The organism is Clostridium sp. YIM B02551 (assembly GCF_022324735.1).
Lineage (GTDB): Bacteria > Bacillota > Clostridia > Clostridiales > Clostridiaceae > Clostridium_T > Clostridium_T paridis.
This window is the reverse complement of record NZ_JAKGTF010000008.1, coordinates 22,097-47,906: the sequence shown is the minus strand read 5'-3', so window position 1 is coordinate 47,906 and position 25,810 is coordinate 22,097. Positions and strand designations below refer to the sequence as shown.

Here is a 25,810-nt window from a genome sequence, read left to right as displayed (position 1 = left end):
TCTTATATTTCATTTAATTTTGTTATTTGACCATTTAAGTATTGTAGGCTGAAAATAACAATTGTTAAACCTCCGAATAGTATGAATATCTCCCCTACCCCAATATAGTTCGAAATCATTCCCACAACACACGATGTTATTGGTATTGCTGATAGTACTATTGCGTTAAAAATAGCCGACACCCTAGTTAAATACTCTTTCTGAACCTTCTTATACATTGCAATTTGAATAGGGAAATTAATAAATATTATCCCTAAGCCCATTAAAAATGTTTCGATGCTTAATACTATTTCTATAATGTTTGCATTTAACATTTTATTGAGAACTAATAGACAGTAATTTACTCCTAAAATTACACCACCAGATATAAATATCATTCTTCCACCTAGCTTAGATTTTACTTTGGGAACAAATATAACGCCAATTGTCATCGCTAATATTAGTGGTACATTCATAAATGACATTGCTTCTGGACCCTTTAATAACACTCTTTCTACAAATGGAGCTTGAAGTGCATTATATGGTACAATTAATGCATTTATAAGTGCCCCAAAAACACATATATTTAATACAAGTTTATCCTTTAAGAGATATGAAAATCCTTCTTTCAAATCTCTTTTATATGAACCTCCGGTTAATTTTTCCCGAGCAATTTTTTCTGAGATATTCAGACTAAACATAAGCATTCCACATAGTACGAATGTAATTGCATCGATAATAATTGCTGCTTCTACGTTTAAAGTAGCTATAATTATAGGAGCCACCGCTAATCCTATTAACTCTGCAGCTTTACTACTTGATGCATTTAAAGCTACCCCTTGCTCTAAATTGTCATTTTTCAAAATTAATGGAACAATTGTGGTTGCTGCAGGCCCTCTACATGCTTCAAAGGTTGAATTTAAAAATGTTATTACATACAAGTGCCAAACTTCAATTCTTTGAGTTATAAAGAGAAATGCAATTAGAATTGTACACACCGCACGACCTAAGTCACAGATTGCAACTATGAATTTCTTTGAATAATAGTTTGATATAACCCCTGATGCTACTCCAAAAATAATATTTGGCAATCCATTAAATGCAAATAGCGTTGCTACTAGTACAGTTGATCCAGTAAACTTGTAGACTATCCACGCAAACGCTATTGTATCTATACCGTCACCAAATCTAGATATTGCAGTTCCTAGCATTTGCTTTAAGTAATTTTTATCCTTTATCAGTTCTATATTTATCAAATTCTTTTTATTGTTTTTTATAACTTTTCCCTCTTCCAAAGTTGCTCCTCCTTGCGTATTTTTAGATTTATATTTTCACTTATCTAAAATGTGAAAATTGAATCTCAGAGCTTATTTTTTTATTTGGTACAATTAACGAGGAAATGGATCTATAGACAATCCTTGTGCATTATTAACTTCCTTAAGTTCATAACTACTGAATGTACTAAATACATTCAATGATGAAATAATTATTAATCCAATAATTAAAAATCTAGTTCTCAATACTTTTTTCATACTCATTTCTCCCTACTAAATCATCTATATTTTTGGTAAAGTTTTTTTCTTTACCTTATTATAACAATCTGTAAAAAAATAGTAAAGATATTTTCTTTACTATTTTAAATAAACCATTTTTCATTTTTACTTATTAATCTAATCTTTACCCTTCTTTTCTATCAAGTTTCTTAAATATCGACATTTTTTTATGTAAATAATATTTGTTTACTGCATGTTTCTCTGTAATAAAAAAACGAGGTGATTAATCACCTCGTTTTTAAACTTAAAACAAATTCAGTTATTTGGTTTATCGTATCAAAATCTTTTATTGAATTATAGTATTTTATAAATTTCAATGTTAATATACATTCCAAATTCAATAAATCCAAAGACATAACTTCTAAAAATTGATTTTTTAATTCATCAATTTCCTCAGTTATTTCCATATTAATATAAACTTCCAATAGTTCCTCAAAAGAATTTAATAATATCTGATCATTTTTAGAAACCCTACTATATTTTATGCCTTTATCAAGATATTTTATCGCTATATCGTCATCTCCAGCCCTTCTCGCTGCTATTCCAATATCATAATATATATACTCTGAATAAGGTCTATGGGATAACTCCTCATATCTTTTCATCAACCCTAATGATTTATTCAAATACATTTTTATATTTTTTCTATCATTAATATTTATATAGGTTTCTAGCAAATTACATAACGTAACCATTTGAAACTCCAAGGCATTTAAATCTAATAGATCTAGTAATTGTTTATATTTTTTTATAGCTTCATTAAATTTATTAAGCTCTCTAAGGCAATTACCATGTATAGTCATGCACTCAAATTTTCTCTTAATACTTTTGTTTATTTCATCCGAAAAGTTCTTTTCTAACACGGAGAGCTCACTTAACACCTTTTCACGGTTGTTCATATTTTTATAGCTCAACAAGCTGTTAAACATAATATTATAAGCTAATTCTTTTGATATACTATCTTTATTAGCAATTGCTAAATTATTGTTGTAAATACTTTCATCATATCTTTTTAATCTTATACAACAATTACTTAATGTTAAAAGTAGCCTACAATATTCTTCTTTCGAAAGCAAACTATAGCTATTTTCATATGCTTTTATATAGTAAGTATACGCTGCTTCATAATCATTACTTTCATAATATTTATCTCCTAACAGCTTATATAAAGAATATTTTTTGAACTTGTCATTAAACCGTATTAGCAAGTCCTCCATTTTTAAGATATATTGTTCATAATTTTCTTTTATGAAATCACTTTCCTCGTTTGTAATCTTTAAAATAAACTCCTGAAAAACAAGTTCCAATTGTTTTTCTACTGTATCCTCGAAAAAATCCGGCAACACATTAAAATCAATTTTTTTATTCTTACAAATATGATTAATATTTTCCGAAAGTATTTTTGCTGTTGGTTCCGTTATACTCGCCTTATCATTTTCCATCATACTAATCAGATTACGCGTAATCTGATTGCCAGCCAATTCATGCTGCTTTATCCCGAGTTTTTCTCTTAACTCTTTTAATTTCATTCCCGGTGTTACTATTTCAAGATTCATTATCTAAGCACCTCTTTATATTGGTAAATTAAAACCCCTTAAGTAAAAGATTATCATTTACCTTTGTTATATTCAATATAATTTTTCATAAATTATTATAAAAGCCAGTAATGTATGTTCACATTACTGGCTTCTAGAATTTTATTTTTCCTTATTAAACAATGCCATTAAGTCTCCAAATGGATTATTAACTACTTCCTCTGCTTCTTTTTTCATTTTCTTCATATAATTTTGAACATCTCTTTTACTGTTTTTATGATCTTTATTATCAAATCTTTTACTAAATACAGATGCTTTTTCTCTAAAGTTACAAGTAGCACTTGCACACACATAAATCTGTCCTTCACCCTGTCCTCTAAGTTCTAATCTCTTATGACATTCTGGGCATCTAGCATTAGTAAATTTACTTACATTCTCTCTATGCCCGCACTCTCTATCTTGACAAACATTCATAACTCCATGCTTGCCTTTAACTTCAAGCATGTATTTACCACACTCAGGACATTTCTTTCCTGTAAGGTTATCATGTCTAAATTTATCACTACTGCCTTTTACATCATCAACTAGTTCTGCAGCATACTTTCTCATTCTATCTATAAAATCATTAGGGTTTTTCTTACCTTTACTTATAAGTTCTAACTCCATTTCCCATTCTGCTGTTAATAATGGAGATTTTAGTTCTGCTGGAACTAATTCTATAAGTTGCTTACCTTTTGATGTTGGTATTATTTCTTTTCCATTCTTTTCTATATAGAACATATTATATAGCTTTTCTATAATATCAGCTCTAGTTGCAACAGTACCTATTCCACCAGTTTCACCAAGAGTTTTAGCATGTGCTTTATCTATAGTTACATACTTTTGAGGTTTTTCCATTGCTGAAAGTAATGTACCTTCATTAAATCTTGCTGGAGGTTTAGTTTGTTGTTTTTTACTTTCTACTGATAATATATTTATTTTGTCACCCTTCTTTAAGCAAGGTAACTCTTGACTATCTCTTTCATCTTCATCCTCTGATAAGTCGTCTGCTCTATCATATACCTTTTTCCAGCCCTTAGATTTTATAACATTTCCTTTTGCTATGAAAGTCTCTCCATTTATATCAGAAACTATTGTTGTTTGAATATACTCATAAGGCGGAAGCATTACAGATAAGAATCTCTTTACTACTAATTCATAAATATGTCTTTCTTCACTACTTAAAAGGCCTATATTAACTTTTTCTTCAGTTGGAATAATAGCATGGTGATCACTAACCTTGCTATCATCAACAAAGCCTTTATGCGCATTTATCTTTCCTTTTAATATCTCTGTTGCTAATGCTCTATAATTTCCTATAGATATAGACTTTAATCTATCTGGCAGTGTTGCTACTATATCGCTAGAAATATATCTTGAATCAGTTCTTGGATAAGTTAATATCTTATAGTTTTCATATAATCTTTGCATTATTGATAGAGTTTGTTTTGCCGAATATCCATATATTCTATTTCCATCTCTTTGAAGCTCTGTTAAATCATAAAGAGCTGGTGCGAATTGTTTCTTAGCACTTTCACTAACGTCTACCACATTAGCTTCTTTACCTTTTGTTGCCCCAAGGATTTTATTTACTCTATCTAAATCGAAGATATTACTATTATTATTTTTATCTCTATAACTTAGGGTAAAACCTTTAGCTTTTGCATTAATTACATAATAATCCTTTGGTTTAAAGTTCTTTATTTCTTCTTCACGATTTACTATCATAGCAAGAGTTGCTGATTGCACTCTTCCTGCTGTAAGCTGTGCATTATGCTTACAAGTAAGAGCTCTAGTTACATTTAATCCTACAACCCAATCAGCCTCTGACCTACACTGGGCTGCCTTATATAAATTATCATATTGAGATGATGGTTTAAGATTTCTAAAACCATCTAATATAGCTTTATCTGTTTGAGATGAAATCCAAAGTCTCTTAGTAGGTTTATTCACCCTTGCCTTTTCGATAATCCATCTAGCAACTAGTTCTCCTTCTCTTCCTGCATCAGTAGCTATAACAATCTCATTGACGTCTTTTCTATTTAACTGCTCTTTTACAGCATTAAATTGTTTTCCACTTTGTTTTATAACTACAAGCTTTAAATGTTTTGGAAGCATAGGTAAATCTTCTAACTTCCAAGCCTTATATTTATCATCATAAGCTTCTGGATCTGCTAATGTAACTAAATGACCTAAGGCCCAAGTTACTATATATTTATCACCTTCTATATAACCATTTCCCTTTTTACTGCATCTTAAAACTCTAGCAAGTTCTCTCCCAACAGAAGGTTTTTCTGCTAAAACTAATATTTTACTCATATATTATTTCCTTTCACTTATCTCTTCTTTAAATAAGAGATTTTTAAAAACTCATTTTATTATACACTAATTAAATAAAAGAAATCTTCTTATATTTATTTTAATATAAGAAGATTCCTAAAAATTATATACAATTAAATATTATTGCTTAAATTCTAATATACTACCTCAATTTAATACTATATATACTACTGCACTGGAATTTCTACTTTTGATATTGTATATGCTATATTCATTGTTCCTCCAGCCTTATCAAAAAATACTCCTACATGCTCTGTGAAAAAACCATTTGATCTGAACTTTCCCCCTAGAGGACTTTGCTCTTCGGCTTCTATTGTGTCATTCACCCATTTATCTAAGTCATTCTTCTTAAAGTCATACTTTTCATCATACATTGCTAATATCATATCTTTTAGCATCTGATATTCTTCTAATTTAAACACTCTATCTATCGGAACTGTCACCAATACTTCAAGTGCGAATGCACCCTTTTTAGTCTCTGAACTTGCTCCCATATTGAAATTAATATTTTCATATTTATTCTGTGCGCCATCATTTATTTCTACTTTATTAGTCATAACCATATCAATTTCTCCAAAAGATGCATCTCTTTTATCTGGATGAAACTCGGCACTTGTATCCATGTTACTTGATACATTATATTTGGAAAATATCTGTTTAAATTTATCGATATGGTCCCTTGTAAATTTGTATAAATCTTCCTTGGTTTTTATTATTTCCGAAATATCTTGTCTGTCTAATTGTTTCTGTGATGTCTTTTGCCCTTGTCCATCAGCTGCATTCTCTGCTTTTGCTGATGTGTCCTCTGTCTTCGCTTTATCATAACCTTTACTCTTATTTGAGCATCCTGCAATCCCTAGCATTAATATTCCCGCTATTATACCAGCCATTATTCTTTTACTCATTTTTATACCTCTACTTTATTGAATCTCTACACTTATTTTACCTTCAGTACCCATAACTGTCAAAAATTATATCATTTCTAATATATTGTTATATACTTCTTGTTTTCTTAAGGATTATTTCTATAGTTCACGCAAAAATGGAGTATTGAATATATAATTCAGTACTCCATTTATAGTCATCATATTAAATAACTAACCAAACAGTTTTAGTAATTCTTCTTCTTTTAAGCCCTTTAATATTTCTCCTGAATCTAACCCATTTTCTAAAACCATGTTAATCAATTCTTTCTTACTTTCTTGTAGCTTTATAATCTTTTCTTCTACAGAGCCTTTTGCTATAAGCTTTATTACTTCTACTACATTTTTTTGTCCAAATCTATGAGCTCTATCTGTTGCTTGATCTTCTACTGCAGGATTCCACCATGGATCGAAATGAATAACCACATCTGCTCCAGTTAGGTTAAGTCCAGTCCCTCCTGCCTTTAATGATATTAAAAAGACTTTAGTTTCATCCACGTTAAATGAATTAACCATTTTAATTCTATCTTGAGCCTTTGTAGCCCCATCTAAATAAAAATGTTCTATTTTGTTTAATTTCAACAATTCACTTATTCTCTTTAACATAGTTGTAAATTGTGAAAAAACCAGGACTTTATGCCCTTCCTCTATACTTTGATTAAGGATTTCTAAAAATGCCCCCAGCTTTCCGCTTTGCTCACTATAGTTATCCACAACTAATGCAGGATCTAGGGATAACTGTCTTAATTTTGTAAGATAGGCTAATACTTTAATATTAACTCCTGATTTGCTAAGTTCCTCTCTAATTCTTTCCTTAGCATAATCAGCATATGCTTTATATATTTTCTCTTGTTTTCTTTCCATATCTATTAAAATATTTTTTTCTATCTTATCAGGCAATTCTAATATTACATCCCTTTTTAACCTTCTTAAAATAAATGGTTTTATAAATAAAGATAGATTATTTATACCCTCTTCCTGCTTTTCAAATATTCTTTTAAATTTCTTTTCACCATATAAATATCCTGGCATTATGAAGTCAAATATCGACCATAACTCAACCAAAGAGTTTTCTATTGGGGTACCCGTTAGCGCAAATCGTCTTGCTGCATTTAAGTTTTTAACTATTTCTGCATTTTGTGATGAGGAATTTTTAATATTCTGAGCCTCATCAATTATCAAATAATCTAAAGAAACCTTTTTATATAATTCTTCATCTCTTTTTAATACTCCATATGAAGTTATCAAAACATCTATTTCATCTAACTTGCTGATTGTTTTATTTCTTTGAGTTTGAGTTCCAGCCATAACCTCCACCTTTAAGGAAGGTGCAAATTTATTAAATTCTTCTAGCCAATTATAAACTAAAGAAGTTGGCGCTACTATAAGAGTCTTTTTGCCTTTATTAGATAATATAAATGTGATAGCTTGAAGAGTTTTTCCAAGCCCCATTTCATCCCCTAATATTCCACCAAACCCTAGGTAGTCTAAGGACTTCATCCAACTATACCCTATTTTTTGATACTCTCTTAATTCGCCATTCAACTCTTTAGGTACATCAACTTTAAAGTTCTCTAGAGAATGAATTCTTTTCTTCATTTCATCTATGCATTCTAATCCATTTATAAATGTTGTTCTTTCTTCATTAGCCAGAGAATCAATTACCAATGCCTTATTTTTAGGTATATTTATCTCACTCTCTATTTCATCTCCAAGGGTTATACTCTCAATAAATCTATGAAGCTTTTTCAATTCTTCATTATCCAAATCAATAAAAGCTCCTCCTTTTATCTTATGATATTTTTTATTCCTATTTATTGAGTATATAATATCTCTCGCATCCTCTGGAGAAAGTTCATCTATATCATATTGGAATGTAAAATAATCTCTTTCTTCTCTCATTAACGCATTTATCTTAATTTCTTTTACTACTTTTTCTTTTTTAACTCTATCTGAATAATATATATTTCCTAATGTTATAAGCTTCTGAACTCCGTCTCTTAAAAAATAGAACTCCCCTGCTTCCCCACCTTTAAGTACAAACTTTCTTGCTCCTATAGAAAAGTTAAGCATCTCAATTACATCTAGAATTTCTTTTTCTTTATCAGATTCCCTAGTTATAAATTTGTCACCAAAATCTTCTGGCTCATCTAAAGGATTTATTATTACTTCACCATATCTAAATAGTGTTTCCATTGTTATATCTTTTTCTCTATCTAAATAGAAATCAACCTTAAGTGGTTCATTAATAAAACTCTCTCTCATATTTCTGTCTAAACTTATATCTGAAGTTACGCGTTCTATTATGGGAAGTAAATTACCTAGTACTTGATTCTTAAACTTACTGTTAATAACCTTTTCTTTCCCTAATTTCTCATATATACTTCCATACACTTCTACTTGTTCTTCTGACGGCAAGTAAACCTTAGATTCATTTAAAAATACATCCTTGGTTTTATTTAGCGCAATATATCCTTCTTTTTGTGTAAGAAATATATGGTTTCCCTCTTCTCTTATGCTATAGCTAATAGGTAAGTTTTCTTTTACAACTTTCACTTCTCCTATATCTTCAAATCCTATCTTAAGAAATATTTTATGATTTCCCATAAGGGATAGGGTTTCTCTAAGCTTATCTATAGGTAGAGTCATGGCCTTACCTTTGATTATACTTTTGTTATACAAAGAGAAGCTTCCTCTTAAAAAATCCTCCATGGCCATTTGTGTAATTAAATATTTTATAAGATTTTTATCTTCCTTACTAAAAGTATGCTTATTTCCTTGGAAAACAAATTCTTTACCGAATTCAACAACACCTTTGCTTCTATATGCCTCTAGAAATTCTCTTAAACCTTTTACAACATACAGCTTGTTATTTCCTATTTTGAAATGTATATTAAAATACCATCCTTCAATTTCTATATATGTTTCAAGCATTATTTTTTGCTTATATAATCCTTGTCTCTGCATCTTAAAGAAATCCATTAGCATCTTTTCTTCATCTTCTATTCTTTTTGAACTGTGGATTTCTGAAGTCTTTACTGTTTCTTGATCTTGATTTAACAGATATAATAGCAGAGCATTAATATGCTTACATCTATAATTTACTCTTCTCACTGAACTCTTTTCATAATCTTCACAACTACAATAAGTTTGCTCAAGTTCAGCATTTTTTTCACTTATTATCACTGAACTATAATAGGTATTAATAAGATCTTGAGATAATACATCACCTTTTATTATGTAAAGCCCTTCATTTTGTTTGTATTCTCCGCTTAATATGCAGCCTTGATTATAAACATTTTTAGCTTTTGAAATATCTATATCTGAACATCTATCTAACACTTCATAAAGTGCACTTTTTATATTCATTATTACAACTCCTAAAGTAATTTCTAACAAGTATTTTAACTAAAAACCTATTATAATTATAGCCCATTTTTGTAGAAGAATAAAATAAAGTACACCAAAACCTATAAAAGTTCTAGCGCACCTTATTTTGTTGAGTATAATCTTATACTATATCTAATTTATTTTCTAATACTTTAGTAGCTCTAAAGAATAGTGCTACTGCTAAGATGCACTGTATTAAAATCATCGGAATATTTATTACGATCCTAAACATTTTATTTACATAAAACTGTATTGTACCAGCTGGCAAAAAAATTGCCGGGTATGCATAATTAATAAATAAAAACATTAATGTTACTAATATACTTACTACTATGACTACTATTGATGCGATTGCATAATTACTAATTCTGCTTCTTACTAGTGTTGTAGTAAATAAAATGATGATGTATATTGCTATGGTATTAAAATTCAGCATAAAAATATTATGAAAATCTAAAAATAATTCATTTGCAAAAACTTCTTTAAATCTTGAAGCTAATAATATAATCACAAACCCCACGCAACTAAAAAGTGATTGTATTAATATAAATCCAATTATGTGTGAAATAAAAAATTTCTTTCCTGATATATTGGATAAAAATAACAATCTTCCTCTTGAACTAGTTAATTGCATTTGCAGCATTATTACACTAACTATTAAATTAATATATAATATTAATTCAGTATACCTCTTTATAATATTAAATATAAATTCATGTCCTCCTCTTAAAGGATTAAACACTAGAATATTCTTATTATAGAACACTGCTACCAGGCTTATTACTATAAATAAAAATATCTCGATTATATAAAACACTTTCAATTCTTTATATCCAAACTTTAATATATTTCTCATATCTCTTACCTCTTATAAATTTCCCTATAAATTTCTTCAAGAGAATTATTTCTTTCCTCTCTTAAAATTTCTGAATCTCCTTTTAAAAATATCTTTCGCTCCTTAACAAAAGCTACTTCATCAAATATTCTTTCAAGTTCGGCTACAAGATGTGTTGTTACTATCATAGAGGATTCTTCATTTAAATTATTTATTATAATATCAGTAACCTCTTCTCTATCTAACGGGTCTATGCCAGATAGTGGTTCATCTAATATGAAAAGTTTTGCTTTTCTACTCAAAGCTAGGATAATGGCAAACTTTTCATACGTTCCCTTAGATAATGACTTTATTTTTTGATTCCTATCTATTTTAAATCTATCCAATAAGCTATTTGCTTTCTCTTCATCAAAATCCACAAAAAATTCTTTATAGAATTCAATTCCATCCTTAACCTTCATCCACCAACTAAAAATATTTTTATCTTGTAACATAGAAACCTTACCCTTAGTCTCTACTCCCGCTAATTTTCCATCTATATATATTTCTCCTTCAGTGGGTTTCAAAAAACTTTGTATTAAATTAAGGAGTGTAGTTTTCCCACTACCATTTGGACCTAATATTCCTAATACCTTACCCTTTTCTAATGTGAATTCAACTCCATCAAGTATAATTTTTTGACCAAAAGATTTCTTAACATTCTTAACCTCTAATAAAATCTCCACTAATGCTTACCCCCTTAATATCTAGTATTAATAAAATCTATTACTTCCGTTTTGGTGAAACCTAATTCTTTCATGTTCTTTATAAATGTATCTAATACTTCATTTGCACTTTCTTGTTCTAATCTTTTTAATATATTTACATCTTCAGTAATATATTTACCCAAACCCCTTTGAGTATATATTATTCCTTCTGTTTCAAGTTCTGAATATACTCTTTGAATTGTATTAGGATTTACTTTAAGTTTGCTAGCTAGCTCTCTTACCGATTCTAATCTATCACCTTTTCTTAATTCTCCAGATAATACTCTTCTCTTTATATAATTCATTATTTGAAGATATATGGGCTCTTTATTATTAAGTTCAAAATCTATTTTAAACACCTCCATCGTAGGTTTACTAGTGTACTATTTAAATAGTACAGTTCTTCAACTGTGAAATCAATCTTTAATATGTTTCATATTTTAAATTCAGCAGAGGTTTTCTTCATATTGCTACCACTTCCTAACTATTACTAGTTACTCCAAATATAAATATAGCTCAGAATATTACCATAATATTCTGAGCCTAAAATTAAAGCATAAATTTTTCTATTACATGAGCTACGCCATCCTCTTCATTTGTTGGCGCTATATACTTAGCTATTTCTTTTATCCCTACTGTAGCATTCCCCATAGCTACTCCTAACCCTGCATATTCAATCATATGCTTGTCATTTTCTGCATCTCCAACGCAAATTACTTCATCTCTAGAAAGTCCTAAATATTTAGCTAATGCCTCAATACCTACACCTTTATTACTTTCTTTGTTTAAAAACTCTAGAAAAATATCTTCACTTCTTAATATTGTATATTTATCATAAAATTCTTTTGGAATAAGAGATATTCCTCTAGTTAATATATCAGGTTCATCTATCATCATGAACTTAATGTATTCATCCTCATCTTCAACTAATCTAAAATCCATCACCTTTAAATCAAACTTATTTCTTAAAGCTTCAATCTCTGAATACTTGCTTATCTTAGGAGTTATCATTCCATACTTTTTTGAAAATCCGTGAATATTTACCCCTATTTCTTGACTCAACTTATATAAAACATCACCATCTCTAGCTTTTAAGCAATGTGACATTATTACTTCTTTTGTTTTTGTATTTTGTACTAATGAACCATTATAACTTAAAACATAATCTTCTTCAGATATTAAATCCAAAGGTTCAAGATATTGATACAATCCCTCTATAGGCCTTCCAGATGCTAGTACTACCTTTATCCCATTTCCCTTAGCCTTTCTTATTGCATTTTTTGTTTTATCTGATATAGTTTTATCCTCTCTTAATAGAGTTCCATCCATATCTATAGCTATCAACTTGTACATAAACTTCTCCTTTAACTTTTACTGTTTATCAGATAATATAAATCTTTCAATTACATGTGCAACCCCATCTTCTTCATTTGTTGGAGCTATATAATCAGCTATTCTTTTAATATCATGAGAAGCATTTCCCATTGCAACTCCAAGCCCAGCAAATTCTATCATATGCATATCATTTTCAGCATCTCCAACTGAAATTATTTCTTCTCTTGTAATACCTAAATGATTTGCTAAATATTCTAGTCCTTTTCCTTTATTACTATTTTTATTTAAAAACTCTAAAAATGACTTATCACTTTTTAAAACTGTATACTCTTCATATATATTATCAGGAATTAACTCAATACCTTTTGATAAAATTTCCGCATCTTCTGTCATTATTATCTTTGTAATTTCATCCTCTTCTTTTATTTCATAAAAGTCCATTTGGACTAAAGGTTTATTTATTTCATCACATTGTATTTGAATATATAAATTATTTTTTGGTGCAACTAATCCATGAAATTTAGAAAATCCGTTAATATCTACCCCCATATCCAAGCTAAGTTTGTACAAAATATGTGCATCCTTTCCTGTTAGTAGATTACTTACTATTTTTTCTTTAGTCCCAGTATTTTGTACTATGGCTCCGTTATAACTTAAAACAAAATCTTCTTCTGATATTAAATCCAGTTCTTCTAAATAACTATTTATGGCTTCCATAGGTCTTCCAGATGCTAGAACTACTTTAATCCCACATTTCTTTGCCAATTTCACTGCATTTTTTGTTCTTTCTGATATTGTTGTGTCATTTTTAAGAATTGTTCCATCCATATCTAAAGCTATCAACTTATACTCTATTAAAGTCCTCCAGTATCATAATTTCTAGCTTTATTATTGCATACGCAGCATACTATACCAATAGATTTTCATATTTTGAAAATCTTTTAATTTCTAATAATTTCATTCATTTCTAGGCGTAATATTTTCATACTAAGTTTTACCTCATACCAGGCTCCACTAATTTCTTCCCTAATAATAAAACTTATGTTACAATATTGAGGATAGTGCAAATTTATAAAAAAAGGAATGAGAAATATTGATTAATGTAACTAACGTAAGCTTAAGATATGGTGACAAAAAACTATTTGAAGATGTAAATATTAAATTTACTCCTGGTAACTGTTATGGAGTTATAGGGGCAAATGGTGCTGGTAAAAGTACATTCTTAAAGATTCTTTCTGGAGAAGTTCAACCAAATACAGGTGAAGTTTCTATTCCAAAAGATATTAGAATGTCTGTTCTTAAACAAGACCATTATCACTATGATAATTATTCTGTACTTGAAACTGTTATAATGGGAAATGAAAGACTATATCAAATAATGAAAGAAAAAGATGAGATATATGCAAAGGCTGATTTCACTGATGAAGATGGTATTAAAGCTTCTGAACTTGAAGGTGAATTTGCTGAACTTAATGGATGGGAAGCTGAATCTGACGCTTCATCATTACTACAAGGTTTAGGCGTACCTACAGAGCTTCATGATAAACAACTTTCTGAACTAGTTGGTGGAGAAAAAGTTAAGGTATTATTAGCTCAAGCCTTATTCGGTAATCCTGGAATACTAATCCTAGATGAGCCTACTAACCATCTTGATATTAAATCTGTAAATTGGTTAGAAGAATTTTTAATAAACTTTGAAGGAACAGTTATAGTAGTATCCCATGATAGACACTTCTTAAACAAAGTTTGTACAAACATGGCCGATGTTGACTTTGGTAAAATAAAGCTATATGTTGGAAACTATGACTTCTGGTATGAATCAAGCCAACTTGCTCTACAAATGTCTAAAGATCAAAACAAGAAAAAAGAAGAAAAAATCAAAGAACTACAAGACTTTATTGCTAGATTTAGTGCTAATGCTTCTAAATCAAAGCAAGCAACTTCACGTAAAAAGTTATTAGATAAAATAACCTTAGATGACATCCAACCATCTAGCAGAAGATATCCTTTTGTTGGTTTCAAACCTGAAAGAGAAGTTGGTAATGATATTTTAAGAGTTGAAGGACTTTCAAAAACAATTGACGGCGTTAAAGTTCTAGATAATGTAAACTTCATTGTTAACAAAGAGGATAAAATCGCTTTTGTTGGAGAAGAAATAGCCATAACAACTCTATTTAAAATAATAATGGGTGAAATGGAACCTGATTCTGGAGAATTCAAATGGGGCGTTACTATCACTAACGCATACTTCCCAAAAGATAACTCAGATTTCTTTAACGATGTAGATTTAAATCTTGTAGATTGGCTTAGACAGTATTCTGAAGAAAAATCTGAAAGTTACTTAAGAGGATTCTTAGGTAGAATGTTATTCTCAGGAGACGAAGCTTTAAAAGAAGCTAAAGTTCTTTCTGGAGGAGAAAAAGTAAGATGTATGTTATCTAAAATGATGTTGACTAATGCCAACGTACTTGTTTTAGATCAACCTACAAACCACTTAGATCTTGAATCAATTACAGCTGTGAATAATGGATTAAGAGATTTTAAGAGCAATGTATTATTTACATCTCATGACCATCAATTCATAGATACAATAGCTAATAGAATAATAGATATTAAAGCTGATGGAACTATCGTTGATAAGCAAATGTCTTATGATGAATATCTTTCAATAAGCTAATAAATATTTATATAAGCGAAAAAGGCTGAGGTAAAGCATTAATATGCTCCACCTCAGCCTTTTTTAATATATTCTTTATTTTATAATTTTTCTGCTATTATATTTTTAACTCTTTTTGGTAATTCATCTAATTCTTCTTTAGTTAAATCTGCTGTCTCTATCATAGGATGGATAAAAAGCTCTACATCTGCAGGTGTTATCTTGCTTCCATTCTGCTCCATTAATTTATAAGATCCTTTTATTGTAACTGGAACAATTGGAACTTTTGATTTAGTTGCTAATTTAAAACTTCCTGCCTTAAATTCACCTAACTTATCCCCTTTACTTCTAGTTCCTTCTGGGAAAATAACCATTGAAGTTCCTTTCTTAAGAAGTTTAATTCCTTCAACTATTGCCTCACCAGATTTTCTAATACTGCTTCTATCCATAAAAACACAGTCTATATACTTCATCCATATATGAACTATTGGAATCTTAGTTAGTTCTATTTTAGCTATAAATCCTTTAGGTTTATCTATATATCCTATAAAAAGAGGTATATCAAAATTCCCCTGATGATTACTTATGAAAAGTACACCCCTGTCTTTTGGTACATTTTCTTCTCCATGCACAGTTACCCTAGCTCCACTATATTTTATTTGAGATAGAGCCCATTTTCTAACCACATCATTTATTCCTTGGATTTCTTCTTGGGTTTTTCCTCTCTCCACAGCACCTTTATACTTAATCATTTTAGGTATTGTTCCTATTAAGCTTAAAGCAAAATGTACAAACCATATTATTGTTCTAAACATAATCTTATCCTCCACCAAATATTGTCTAGTTATATTATATATCTAATTGCTACATAAATTAAAGAAAAAACTGCTGGTTATTACCAGCAGCTTTCTATATTAGATAATGTTATACTCTTAAACAGCTTCCTCATCAAAAACTCCATTTGTAAACTGACTGTTATATAAATCAGCATAGAATCCATTTTGTTCTAGAAGTTCTTTGTGAGATCCTTGTTCTATTACTGTACCTTGATTCATAACAAGTATCAAATCTGCATCCTTAATTGTGGAAAGTCTATGTGCTATAACAAAGCTTGTTCTTCCCTTCATTAAGTTATTCATAGCCTTTTGAATATATACTTCTGTTCTTGTATCAACACTACTTGTAGCTTCATCAAGAATTAATATTGCTGGATCAGCTAATATAGCTCTAGCAATAGTAAGTAATTGTTTTTGTCCTTGAGATATATTTGATGCTTCTTCGTTTAACTCTGTATCATATCCATGATCTAAAGTTCTAATAAAGTGGTCTGCATGTGCAGCCTTAGCAGCTCTTATTATCTCTTCATCAGTTGCTCCCTTACGTCCATATGCTATATTTTCTTTTATTGAACCATTAAATGACCAAGTATCTTGTAATACCATACCAAATATATTACGTAGATTTTCACGAGTTAATTCTCTTATATCTACTCCATCAAGGGTGATTTTTCCACCATTAACTTCATAGAATCTCATAAGCAAGTTAACTAATGTTGTTTTTCCTGCTCCAGTTGGTCCTACTATTGCAATTGTTTGTCCTGGTTTAACATCTATATTCATATTTTCAATAAGTTTAGTGTCTTCTTTATAACTAAAGTCAACATTTTCAAACTTAACAGCACCAGTTGGATTATCTAATACTTTTGCATCTACTGGATCTGGAACTTCTTCTGCCTCATCTAACATTTCAAATACACGTTCTGCAGCAGCTACTGTAGATTGTATAATATTTGCAATATTAGCTGTTTGGTTTATTGGCTGAGAGAATTGTCTCATATATTGAATAAATGCTTGTATATCTCCGACTTCAATAGCTTTCTTAGTTGCTAGATATCCTCCAGTAACACAAACTACAACATATCCCAAGTTATTAACAAATCCCATTAATGGCATTATTAATCCTGATATAAATTGTGCTTTCCATCCAACTTTATATAATTCTTCATTTACATTGTTGAATTTTTCTAAAGATGCTTTTTCTCTTCCGAAAGCTTTAACAATATTATGACCAGTGTACATTTCTTCGATATGTCCATTTAATTCACCTAAATGCTTTTGTTGAGCTGCAAAGTATTTTTGAGACTTACCAAGTATAGGTCTTATTACAAAGATACTTATTGGTAATACTGCTATTGCAATAAGTGTCATAATTGGACTTATTGTTAGCATCATAACTATTATACCTACAATACTTACTACTGATGTAATAAGTTGAGTTAATGATTGTTGTAGAGTAGTACCTACTGTATCTAAATCATTAGTAAATCTACTTAAAACTTCTCCCTTTGTTCTTCCATCAAAGTACTTAAGTGGTAGCTTTTCAAGTTTATCATCTAAATCTTTTCTCATTGCATAAACTGTATTTTGAGCTACTCCTGACATTACCCATCCTTGAATAAACATGAATAATGCGCTTATTAAATAGAATCCTATTAATAGAGTAAGTATATTTCTAATATACTCAAAATCTATAGCTGGCTTATTGTCTGAAAATATTGTTTTTACTGTATCTACATCTCCAGATTGTATAGCTGTATTAGCTTTCTTCAAATCATCATTTGAAATATACTTAGATAAAATATCTTGTACTTTCTTTTGCTTTTCTTGCATATCTGGTGTTTGCTGAGCAGCTAGTGCTTTTTGCATTTCAGCCTGAGCTTGAGCTTGTATTTGTTTTGCTTGCTCTGGATGAGCCTTTATTTGCTCTTGAATCTTAGCTTTTTGCTGTTCAGTTTGTGTTTTTATTTGTTCAGTACTTTTCTCTACAGCATCAGTAACTGCAGTATATTCATATTTTGAGATTAATCCATCAAATAACTTTGTTGTTGCTTTACCCATTATCTTAGGACTTACTATCGTAAATACAGTACTTATTATAGCTACTATAAATACTGTTATTAAGCGAACCATTTGTGGTTTTAAGTAACCTACTAATCTTTTACCTGTACCTTTAAAGTCTTTAGCCTTTTCTCCGCCCATTACAACGCCGCCCATTGGACCTCCGCCCATTGGACCTCTTCTCTTAGGTGCATTATTCTTCATTTCACTCATGATATCTCCTCCTCTGAAAGTTGTGAAGATACAATCTCATGGTATATTTCACAAGTATTTAGAAGCTCTTTATGAGTTCCTTTCCCTACTACTTTACCTTGATCTAATACTATAATTCTATCTGCATCCATAACTGTACTTACTCTTTGTGCAACTATTAATACTGTTGCATCTCCTGTTTCATGCTTAAGTGCTGCTCTTAACTTTGCATCAGTTTTAAAATCTAATGCTGAGAAACTATCATCAAATATATATATTTCTGGTTTTCTTACTAAAGCTCTTGCTATAGCTAGACGTTGCTTTTGTCCTCCAGATACATTGTTACCACCTTGAGCTATAATTGAATCATATCCATCTTTCATATTAGAAACGAAATCTGCTGCTTGAGCTACTTCAGCTGCATGTCTAACTTCTTCGTCTGTAGCATCATCTTTTCCGTATCTTATGTTATCTGAAATTGTACCTGAAAATAGTACTGCTTTTTGTGGAACTATTCCTATCTTATTTCTTAAACTTTCTTGAGTAATATTTCTTATATCTACTCCATCCACAAAAATATTTCCGCTTTCTATGTCATAAAAACGTGGAATCAAGTTAATTAACGCTGATTTTCCTGATCCTGTACTTCCTATTATAGCTGTAGTTTCACCAGGTTTTGCATCAAAAGATATACCATCTAAAACAGCCTCTTCAGCTCCTGGATATCTAAATACAACATCCTTAAATTCTACATGTCCACGTTCTTCATAGCTATTATCTGGAACTTCTGGATCTAGTATTTCTGGTTTCATTTCCAAAACTTCATTTATTCTTACTGCAGATGCTGAAGCTCTTGGTATTAAAATAAACATCATTGCAACCATTACTACTGAGAACATAATTTGCATTGAATATTGGATAAATGCCATTAAGTCTCCAACTTTCATTTCTCCTAAATCTATACGATTTGCTCCAAACCAAAGTATTCCTACTGCCATTACGTTAAATATTAACATCATTATTGGCATTAATACTGCCATTAACTTGTTAACTTTTATTGCTGTATTAGTTAAATCTCTATTTGCATCCTTAAATCTATCTTTTTCAAAATCTGTTCTGTTAAATGCACGAATAACTCTTATACCTGAAAGTCCTTCTCTAACTACAAGGTTTAATTTATCTACTTTCTTTTGCATGCTTTTGAATAATGGCATACCTTTTACAGCTACAAAAATCATCATTGCTAATACCAATGGGATTGCTACTGCTATAACTCTTGAAAGATATACATCTTTTGAAAGAGCCATAATAAGTGCTCCTACAAACATAATTGGTGCCATTACAAGCATTCTTAATCCCATAACCATTACTGTTTGAACTTGAGTAATATCATTTGTAGTTCTAGTAATAAGTGAAGATGTTGGTATCTTATTAAATTCGTTAAGGGCAAATCCCTCAACATGTGTAAATACTTCTCTTCTTATATCTTTTGAAAATGCTAATGCAACCTTTGACGAAAAAAGAGCCGCAAGTACTGAACATGCTGCGCTTCCAAGCGCCACTAGAAGCATTATTCCACCTTCTTTAAGTATATAGTCTACATCACTATTTACTATACCAGTATCAACTATACTTGACATTATATTAGGCAAGTTTAATTCTGCCATTACTTGCAAAAATATAAGCACTAATACTGCACAAACTTGTAGTGAATATTTTTTTAAAAATCTTAATAACTTGATCATTTGCTTCATCTCCTCATATAGTCTTGTTTAAAGTTCTGAAAATCCTGGACTACATTCTTCTCCATTTATTTTCACTAGATTATCTTTCATTTGCATTAATAATCTGCGAAATAGTATTAGTTCTTCATCCGTGAATCCCTTAAAACAATCTTTTTTAATTTCATCATAGAATCTTTTTAGTTTTAAACTAAGCTCTTTACCTTCTTTAGTAGTATATACTCTAAGAACTCTTTGATCTTGCTCATCACTTTTTCTTTCAATAAGTCCTGCTTTTTCAATTTTTTTAATCATTCCTGTTACGGTTGCAGGTTTAACATTTAAAGTCTTTGCAAGTTGATTTTGGCTAATTCCTTCATTATGACCTACTACCCCTAATAAATGAGCTTGCCCTGGGTGTAATCCAATGGTCTCTAATAATTTATGAGCTCTATAGAAATTCAACTTTATCACCTGCGAAAAGATACCATATAATGAATCCCCATATTTTTCTTCCACTTAACTCACCTCCAATTAGTTAGGTGACTAACTGTTTATAATATTAACACCCCACAAAATTTTAGTCAACAGCTTTATAAAACAAACTTATTAATAATCTATTAACAAATCCTTTTCATTTTCCTAAAGTAGCTATTTTTCTAATATCTCACTATATTCTCACAATTTTAACAATGCCTATTCTATGCGAATGTAAATATTTTCTTGTATTATTTTTATTTGTTTTTCTTTAAATATTTTAGTTAGGCAAGCAAATTAATTATATTTTATAATTATATTCATTGTCTTAAGTTTTGTTCATCATTATTAATAGTATTTTTGACAAAAATCTGTATTAATATTATTGCTTATTGATAATAATTATTATATAATAGTTAATAACTAAATATTAGTTAATTATTTAAAGGATGTGTTTTTATGATATCAAGTCTTTTTATTGCTCATGGAGCACCAAACATGATATATGATGATAATAAATATACTCAATATTTGAAAGATTATAGCAAATCCATACCCAAACCCAAAGGAGTTATTATTTTTTCAGCTCACTGGGAATCAGACACTCAACTTATTGGCACTTCATCTCCTTATTCCATGATATATGACTTTTATGGATTCGAAGATAAGCTCTATAAAGAAAACTATACTGCAAGCTCAAACTTAGATCTAGCAAATAGGATTAAACGTTTGTTAGATATTAATAATATTAAAAGTAAATTTGATGATAAAAGGGGAATAGATCATGGAGCTTGGTCTGTACTCAAATTAATGTATCCAACTATTGATGTTCCAGTTGTATCTATGTCTGTAAATCCCTTTCTATCAAACTCCAATCAATATGATATTGGAAAGGCTTTAGAACCTCTTAAAGAGGAAGATATCCTTATAATAGGTAGTGGTGGTATTGTTCACAACTTAAGGGCAGTTGATTTTTATAGTAATTCGATTACTCCTTGGGCTAAAGAATTTAATAATTGGATTCAAAACACTATTTTAGAATGGAATACAGATAAACTCTTTAATTATGAACGCTTAGCTCCAAGCTCTAATTTAGCTGTTCCTAGAAATGAGCATTTTATTCCTCTTTTGATTGCTATGGGAGCTGGCGATAATAATAAGATAGCTGAACATTTAATTGGTGCCTACCAATTTGGGAACTTGGCCTTAGATGTGTGGAGATTTAATTAAATATATACCTATTAAGTTTTACTCCCTATACTATAAATCCCCTTTTATGATAAAATAACTTTAGTAATCATAAGGGGGTTTATTTATGAATAAAAAAATAGGTTTTATAGGCTGTGGTAATATGGCAAAGGCGATTATTGGCGGTATTATATCTTCTAATTTTATATCTCCAGAAGATATTACAGCTTCAGCCCTTTCGGATAAAACATTACAATCTGTAAAAGAATCGTTTGGTATCAATGTTATAAGGGATAATAAATCAGTTGCCATGTCTTCAGACATTATTGTTTTAGCTGTTAAACCACAATTCTTTAATGATGTAATTCCTGAAATAAAGTCTTCAATTAATAAGAACGCTATTATTGTTACTATTGCAGCTGGAATTACAATAAAGTATCTTGAAGATAACTTAGGTAAGGATGCAAAAATTATACGAATAATGCCAAATACAGCTGCTCTTGTTGGTGAAAGTTTAACTATGTTATGTAAAAACTCACTTGTTTCTGAATCTGAGTTTAACTATATAGTAGATATGTTCAATAAAGTTGGTAAAACAGAGATTGTGGATGAACCAATGATTGATAAAGCTTTAGCTATAGGTGGTTCTTCTCCAGCTATGGTTTATATGTTTATAGAAGCTATGGCAGACGGGGCAGTTCTTCACGGTGTACCAAGAGAAAAAGCTTATAAAATTGCAGCTCAAGCAGTTTTAGGTTCTGCCAAAATGGTTTTAGAATCAGGAATTCATCCAGGTGCATTAAAAGATATGGTTTGCTCTCCTGCGGGTACCACTATAGAAGCTGTTTACTCTCTTGAAAGAAATGGTTTTAGAGGTGCTGTTATAGAAGCAGTTGACCTTTGTACAGAAAAGGCCATTAATATGTCTAATTCAAAAAAATAAACATTAAAGTTCAGGGTTTTGTAATTATCCATAGCTCTGAGCTTTTTTCTTTATTAATATGTACCTTATTAAGGTTATTTCAAACCATATATACTGTTAAAGAAAAGTGTTGAAATAAAAAATATTTATATTTTATATATAATTTACCCCATTAAAATCTACAGACTTAAATCCCATATTTATTAGTTTTCGGTTACCTCTTATACATGAGTCTATTAAAACTTTACAAATATCGTATTTATCAATAATTATTCTAAACCAATTTATATAAAAACTAACATATTTAGTTGCAACACCCCTAAAGTTTCTAATAAATTGCTTAAACAATATCCCTTGTCTTCTTACTAACCCAATATCCACATCCTTAACATTGTATTTAGAACTCCCATCCATGCATATCTTCAAATTATTTTTCTTAGCAAAATTAACATAAAGCAGATTCCTACATACACCAATAACCTTAACCTTTCTCATCTTACTTCCTAAATGTTTATCCAGTACTTCTCTGCTAATGTACCCTTTTGATACTGCCTTTAAATATTTATTATCTAATAAATCTCTACAGTTAAGAATTGATATAAAACTTCTTCTGAATATTTCATTATCAACTATATAGCTATCACTTAACACTTTAAAGTTCTTGTTTTTAGAGTGATTTCCTTTAAAATTTTCTTTCATTCTAAGTTCATCTATCTGAACAATCTTTGAAAATTCCCCATCTTTTATTCTATGCTCTACGGAACTTAAAATTTTGTGTCTCCACTGAAAACTTGTAACTAGACTTATTTTTAATATCTTTGATATCTCTCTTAAAGTCATACCTTCACTCATATAGTGGGTGTACCTTGCCCACTGCTTAAGTTCCTTCTTACTATAACTTACTGGAGTTCCAGTCATCTCAGAAAAGCTTTTTCCACAATCTTTGCAAATATATCGTTGTCTCAAAGCCTTTGTCTTTCCATTTTTGCTTATATCCTTAGAAAAACATCTAGGGCATTTAACTTCTTTATTAACAAGGATGGCTGATATACTATCTTCAAAATTAATATTCTCTGTTATCTCTTCATTCAAATCATTTTTAAACATTTCTACCATATGCTCCTCCAATTCTTTTACTAAATTCTTGACCATTATTTAGATTTATAATCTGTGTTTTTTATGGAAGTCTACTCTCTTTTAATCTTCCATAAACATTTCAACACTTCTGTTTAACAGTCCACATGGATCAGCGAAAGAATTTATATAGAGAATAAAAAAAGAGTACTAAGATAATAAATATCTTAGTACTCACTAAAAATCTTTTAAAACTCTCTTATTAAATTTGCCATCTCTATTGCAGAAACAGCTGCATCATAACCTTTGTTTCCTGCCTTAGTTCCAGCTCTCTCTATTGCTTGCTCTATTGAATCTGTTGTTAATATTCCAAACATTACTGGAATACCTGTATTTAAAGATACATTTGCGATACCTTTTGAAGCTTCTGCACACACATAATCAAAGTGCGGTGTTGCTCCTCTAATAACTGCTCCTAAACATAAAACAGCATCATATTTTTTACTTTCAGCCATTTTCTTTGCAATTAGTGGTGTTTCAAATGCCCCTGGAACCCATGCTATTTCAATATCTTCCTCATTAGCACCATGTCTTTTTAAACCATCTAATGCTCCGCTTAAAAGTTTTGATCCTATAAGTTCATTGAATCTTCCCACTACAATACCAAATTTCAGACCCTTTGCTACTAAATTTCCTTCATAATTTTTCATAATTATATCCTCCTATAAATTGTTTTGTTTTCTATACGCTATTAGCGCTTCAATTGTAATTATCTTAAGTCCATGTTTTTCAACATATTTCATTAAGTCACCAGTTCTTGCCATTGTTCCATCATCATTCATAATTTCGCAAATTACACCTGCTGGTTTTAACCCTGCTAGCCTTGGTAAGTCTACAGCTGCTTCTGTATGTCCAGGTCTCTCTAAAACTCCTCCTTTTTTAGCAACTAAGGGAAATACATGTCCTGGTCTTCTAAAATCCTCTGGTTTAGATGATTCATCTAGTAGTTTAACTATTGTTTCTGCCCTTTCAAATGCTGATATACCAGTAGTTGTATTAATATGGTCTACAGAAACCGTAAATGCTGTTCCATGATTATCAGTATTATTCTCAACCATTGCATTAATATCTAACTTATTTGTCAATCTTTCTTCTAATGGTGTACAAATAAGTCCTCTTCCATATGTAGCCATGAAATTAATATCTTCTGGCTTAGCTTTTTCTGCTGCCATTAAAAGATCCCCTTCATTTTCCCTATCTTCATTATCAATTACTACTATAATTTTTCCTGCTTTAATATCTTCTATTGCTTCTTCTACAGTATTAAACTTAAACATTTTACCCCTCCACTTTCCTAAAATCCATTTTCCATCAAAAACTCCATTGATATAGAGCTCTTTTTCTTTTCTTCTTTTCCTTTATTTAATCCTAAAAGCTTCTCAACATATTTGCCTATTACATCGCATTCTAAATTAACATAATGTCCTTTTTTCTTATTAAGAAGTGTTGTTTCTTCTCCTGTATGAGGTATTATAGAGACCTTGAATACTTCATTATCAACATAAGCAACTGTTAAGCTTATTCCATCTATTGCAATTGAACCTTTTTCAACAATATATTTAAGGACTTCCTTAGGCGCCTTTATGGTTACCCATACAGCATTTGACTCTTTCTCATTTGATGTAATAATTCCAACTCCATCAATGTGCCCACTAACAATATGTCCTCCTAACCTATCACTTGCCTTTAACGCTCTTTCAAGATTCACCTTCGCTCCAGTTTTACATTCGCCAAGATTACTTCTCCTCATGGTTTCTGCCATAACATCTGAGTAATATCCATCACTCCAAAAATCAGTAACTGTTAAGCAAACTCCATTTGTACTGATGCTATCCCCTATCTTACTATCCTCTAGTACTTTTTTAGCCCTAATTTTTATTCTTGCTCCATCACCAGATTTCTGAATAGATTCTACAAATCCTACTTCCTCAATGATTCCTGTAAACAA

Annotated in this window: 21 protein-coding genes and 1 pseudogene; 3 read left to right on the top strand and 19 right to left on the bottom strand. The window is 30.1% G+C overall.

What is annotated here, in order from left to right; translation table 11 throughout:
* Window positions 1-2: 2 nt before the first annotated feature.
* From L1S47_RS10745 to L1S47_RS10695, 11 genes are all read right to left on the bottom strand, one after another.
* Window positions 3-1,274, bottom strand: coding sequence for an MFS transporter (locus L1S47_RS10745; protein WP_238883565.1), 1,272 nt, complete (start codon window positions 1,272-1,274; stop codon window positions 3-5).
* A 93-nt stretch (window positions 1,275-1,367) separates the two neighbouring features.
* Window positions 1,368-1,511: a hypothetical protein gene (locus tag L1S47_RS10740; protein WP_238883564.1), complete on the bottom strand. Its 144-nt coding sequence runs from the start codon at window positions 1,509-1,511 to the stop codon at window positions 1,368-1,370.
* A gap of 248 nt (window positions 1,512-1,759) precedes the next feature.
* Window positions 1,760-3,088, bottom strand: a complete 1,329-nt coding sequence (locus L1S47_RS10735) for a helix-turn-helix domain-containing protein (RefSeq protein ID WP_238883563.1) — start codon at window positions 3,086-3,088, stop codon at window positions 1,760-1,762.
* Between the two features lie 141 nt (window positions 3,089-3,229).
* Window positions 3,230-5,425, bottom strand: a complete 2,196-nt coding sequence (locus L1S47_RS10730; RefSeq protein ID WP_238883562.1) for a DNA topoisomerase III — start codon at window positions 5,423-5,425, stop codon at window positions 3,230-3,232.
* A gap of 188 nt (window positions 5,426-5,613) precedes the next feature.
* A complete protein-coding gene (locus L1S47_RS10725; RefSeq protein ID WP_238883561.1) occupies window positions 5,614-6,351 on the bottom strand; it encodes a hypothetical protein in 738 nt (245 codons plus the stop codon).
* A 192-nt stretch (window positions 6,352-6,543) separates the two neighbouring features.
* A complete protein-coding gene (locus tag L1S47_RS10720) occupies window positions 6,544-9,738 on the bottom strand; it encodes an SNF2 helicase associated domain-containing protein (protein ID WP_238883560.1) in 3,195 nt (1,064 codons plus the stop codon).
* Window positions 9,739-9,880: 142 nt separating this feature from the next.
* On the bottom strand, window positions 9,881-10,615 hold the full coding sequence (locus tag L1S47_RS10715; RefSeq protein WP_238883559.1) for a hypothetical protein: 735 nt from the start codon (window positions 10,613-10,615) through the stop codon (window positions 9,881-9,883).
* Window positions 10,616-10,620: 5 nt separating this feature from the next.
* Window positions 10,621-11,319 (bottom strand): ABC transporter ATP-binding protein, encoded by a 699-nt coding sequence (locus tag L1S47_RS10710; protein ID WP_238883558.1) that lies wholly within the window; start codon window positions 11,317-11,319, stop codon window positions 10,621-10,623.
* A gap of 14 nt (window positions 11,320-11,333) precedes the next feature.
* Window positions 11,334-11,705: a GntR family transcriptional regulator gene (locus L1S47_RS10705; RefSeq protein ID WP_238883557.1), complete on the bottom strand. Its 372-nt coding sequence runs from the start codon at window positions 11,703-11,705 to the stop codon at window positions 11,334-11,336.
* A gap of 184 nt (window positions 11,706-11,889) precedes the next feature.
* On the bottom strand, window positions 11,890-12,693 hold the full coding sequence (gene yidA, locus L1S47_RS10700) for a sugar-phosphatase (RefSeq protein ID WP_238883556.1): 804 nt from the start codon (window positions 12,691-12,693) through the stop codon (window positions 11,890-11,892).
* Window positions 12,694-12,711: 18 nt separating this feature from the next.
* Window positions 12,712-13,518, bottom strand: a complete 807-nt coding sequence (locus L1S47_RS10695; protein WP_238883555.1) for a Cof-type HAD-IIB family hydrolase — start codon at window positions 13,516-13,518, stop codon at window positions 12,712-12,714.
* 250 nt (window positions 13,519-13,768) lie between these two features.
* Here L1S47_RS10695 and L1S47_RS10690 point away from each other — a divergent pair, with 250 nt between their 5' ends.
* A complete protein-coding gene (locus L1S47_RS10690; RefSeq protein ID WP_238883554.1) occupies window positions 13,769-15,352 on the top strand; it encodes an ABC-F family ATP-binding cassette domain-containing protein in 1,584 nt (527 codons plus the stop codon).
* An 80-nt stretch (window positions 15,353-15,432) separates the two neighbouring features.
* On the opposite strand, the gene L1S47_RS10685 is transcribed toward L1S47_RS10690, so the two are convergent.
* The 4 genes from L1S47_RS10685 to L1S47_RS10670 form a co-directional block, all read right to left on the bottom strand.
* The gene (locus L1S47_RS10685; RefSeq protein WP_238883553.1) at window positions 15,433-16,146 is read right to left on the bottom strand and encodes a 1-acyl-sn-glycerol-3-phosphate acyltransferase; all 714 of its coding nucleotides are present in this window, start codon (window positions 16,144-16,146) and stop codon (window positions 15,433-15,435) included.
* A gap of 117 nt (window positions 16,147-16,263) precedes the next feature.
* Window positions 16,264-18,441: an ABC transporter ATP-binding protein gene (locus L1S47_RS10680; RefSeq protein ID WP_238883552.1), complete on the bottom strand. Its 2,178-nt coding sequence runs from the start codon at window positions 18,439-18,441 to the stop codon at window positions 16,264-16,266.
* Window positions 18,438-20,165: an ABC transporter ATP-binding protein gene (locus tag L1S47_RS10675; protein ID WP_238883551.1), complete on the bottom strand. Its 1,728-nt coding sequence runs from the start codon at window positions 20,163-20,165 to the stop codon at window positions 18,438-18,440. The genes L1S47_RS10680 and L1S47_RS10675 overlap by 4 nt, the downstream gene beginning before the upstream one ends.
* Before the next feature lie 27 nt (window positions 20,166-20,192).
* The gene (locus L1S47_RS10670; RefSeq protein WP_202766718.1) at window positions 20,193-20,660 is read right to left on the bottom strand and encodes a MarR family transcriptional regulator; all 468 of its coding nucleotides are present in this window, start codon (window positions 20,658-20,660) and stop codon (window positions 20,193-20,195) included.
* Between the two features lie 417 nt (window positions 20,661-21,077).
* On the opposite strand from L1S47_RS10670, the gene L1S47_RS10665 reads away from it, so the two are divergent.
* Together L1S47_RS10665 and proC are read left to right on the top strand one after the other, a co-directional pair.
* Entirely contained in the window at window positions 21,078-21,848 is a 771-nt protein-coding gene (locus L1S47_RS10665; protein WP_238883550.1) for a class III extradiol ring-cleavage dioxygenase, read from the top strand.
* A gap of 85 nt (window positions 21,849-21,933) precedes the next feature.
* Window positions 21,934-22,749 carry a pyrroline-5-carboxylate reductase gene (gene proC, locus L1S47_RS10660; RefSeq protein ID WP_238883549.1) on the top strand — a complete coding sequence of 272 codons (816 nt, stop codon included), beginning with the start codon at window positions 21,934-21,936 and terminating at the stop codon, window positions 22,747-22,749.
* Between the two features lie 132 nt (window positions 22,750-22,881).
* Here proC and L1S47_RS10655 read toward each other — a convergent pair whose 3' ends face one another.
* The 4 genes and pseudogenes from L1S47_RS10655 to L1S47_RS10640 all read right to left on the bottom strand — a co-directional run bounded on the left by L1S47_RS10655 (window position 22,882) and on the right by L1S47_RS10640 (window position 25,810).
* Window positions 22,882-23,880, bottom strand: a complete 999-nt coding sequence (locus L1S47_RS10655; protein ID WP_238883548.1) for an IS1 family transposase — start codon at window positions 23,878-23,880, stop codon at window positions 22,882-22,884.
* Between the two features lie 170 nt (window positions 23,881-24,050).
* Entirely contained in the window at window positions 24,051-24,512 is a 462-nt protein-coding gene (ribE, locus tag L1S47_RS10650; RefSeq protein ID WP_202766715.1) for a 6,7-dimethyl-8-ribityllumazine synthase, read from the bottom strand.
* Window positions 24,513-24,533: 21 nt separating this feature from the next.
* A pseudogene (gene ribB / locus L1S47_RS10645) lies at window positions 24,534-25,139 on the bottom strand (3,4-dihydroxy-2-butanone-4-phosphate synthase); the annotation flags it as partial.
* A 17-nt stretch (window positions 25,140-25,156) separates the two neighbouring features.
* Window positions 25,157-25,810: a riboflavin synthase gene (locus L1S47_RS10640; RefSeq protein WP_238883547.1), complete on the bottom strand. Its 654-nt coding sequence runs from the start codon at window positions 25,808-25,810 to the stop codon at window positions 25,157-25,159.

Excerpts from the sequence above, each read along its gene's own strand:
- L1S47_RS10740 (WP_238883564.1), bottom strand. The coding sequence starts at position 1,511 with ATGAAAAAAGTATTGAGAACTAGATTTTTAATTATTGGATTAATAATT.
- L1S47_RS10735 (WP_238883563.1), bottom strand. The coding sequence starts at position 3,088 with ATGAATCTTGAAATAGTAACACCGGGAATGAAATTAAAAGAGTTAAGA.
- L1S47_RS10730 (WP_238883562.1), bottom strand. The coding sequence starts at position 5,425 with ATGAGTAAAATATTAGTTTTAGCAGAAAAACCTTCTGTTGGGAGAGAA.
- L1S47_RS10725 (WP_238883561.1), bottom strand. The coding sequence starts at position 6,351 with ATGAGTAAAAGAATAATGGCTGGTATAATAGCGGGAATATTAATGCTA.
- L1S47_RS10720 (WP_238883560.1), bottom strand. The coding sequence starts at position 9,738 with ATGAATATAAAAAGTGCACTTTATGAAGTGTTAGATAGATGTTCAGAT.
- L1S47_RS10715 (WP_238883559.1), bottom strand. The coding sequence starts at position 10,615 with ATGAGAAATATATTAAAGTTTGGATATAAAGAATTGAAAGTGTTTTAT.
- L1S47_RS10705 (WP_238883557.1), bottom strand. The coding sequence starts at position 11,705 with ATGGAGGTGTTTAAAATAGATTTTGAACTTAATAATAAAGAGCCCATA.
- yidA (WP_238883556.1), bottom strand. The coding sequence starts at position 12,693 with ATGTACAAGTTGATAGCTATAGATATGGATGGAACTCTATTAAGAGAG.
- L1S47_RS10685 (WP_238883553.1), bottom strand. The coding sequence starts at position 16,146 with ATGTTTAGAACAATAATATGGTTTGTACATTTTGCTTTAAGCTTAATA.
- L1S47_RS10680 (WP_238883552.1), bottom strand. The coding sequence starts at position 18,441 with ATGAGTGAAATGAAGAATAATGCACCTAAGAGAAGAGGTCCAATGGGC.
- L1S47_RS10675 (WP_238883551.1), bottom strand. The coding sequence starts at position 20,165 with ATGATCAAGTTATTAAGATTTTTAAAAAAATATTCACTACAAGTTTGT.
- L1S47_RS10665 (WP_238883550.1), top strand. The coding sequence starts at position 21,078 with ATGATATCAAGTCTTTTTATTGCTCATGGAGCACCAAACATGATATAT.
- proC (WP_238883549.1), top strand. The coding sequence starts at position 21,934 with ATGAATAAAAAAATAGGTTTTATAGGCTGTGGTAATATGGCAAAGGCG.
- L1S47_RS10655 (WP_238883548.1), bottom strand. The coding sequence starts at position 23,880 with ATGGTCAAGAATTTAGTAAAAGAATTGGAGGAGCATATGGTAGAAATG.
- ribE (WP_202766715.1), bottom strand. The coding sequence starts at position 24,512 with ATGAAAAATTATGAAGGAAATTTAGTAGCAAAGGGTCTGAAATTTGGT.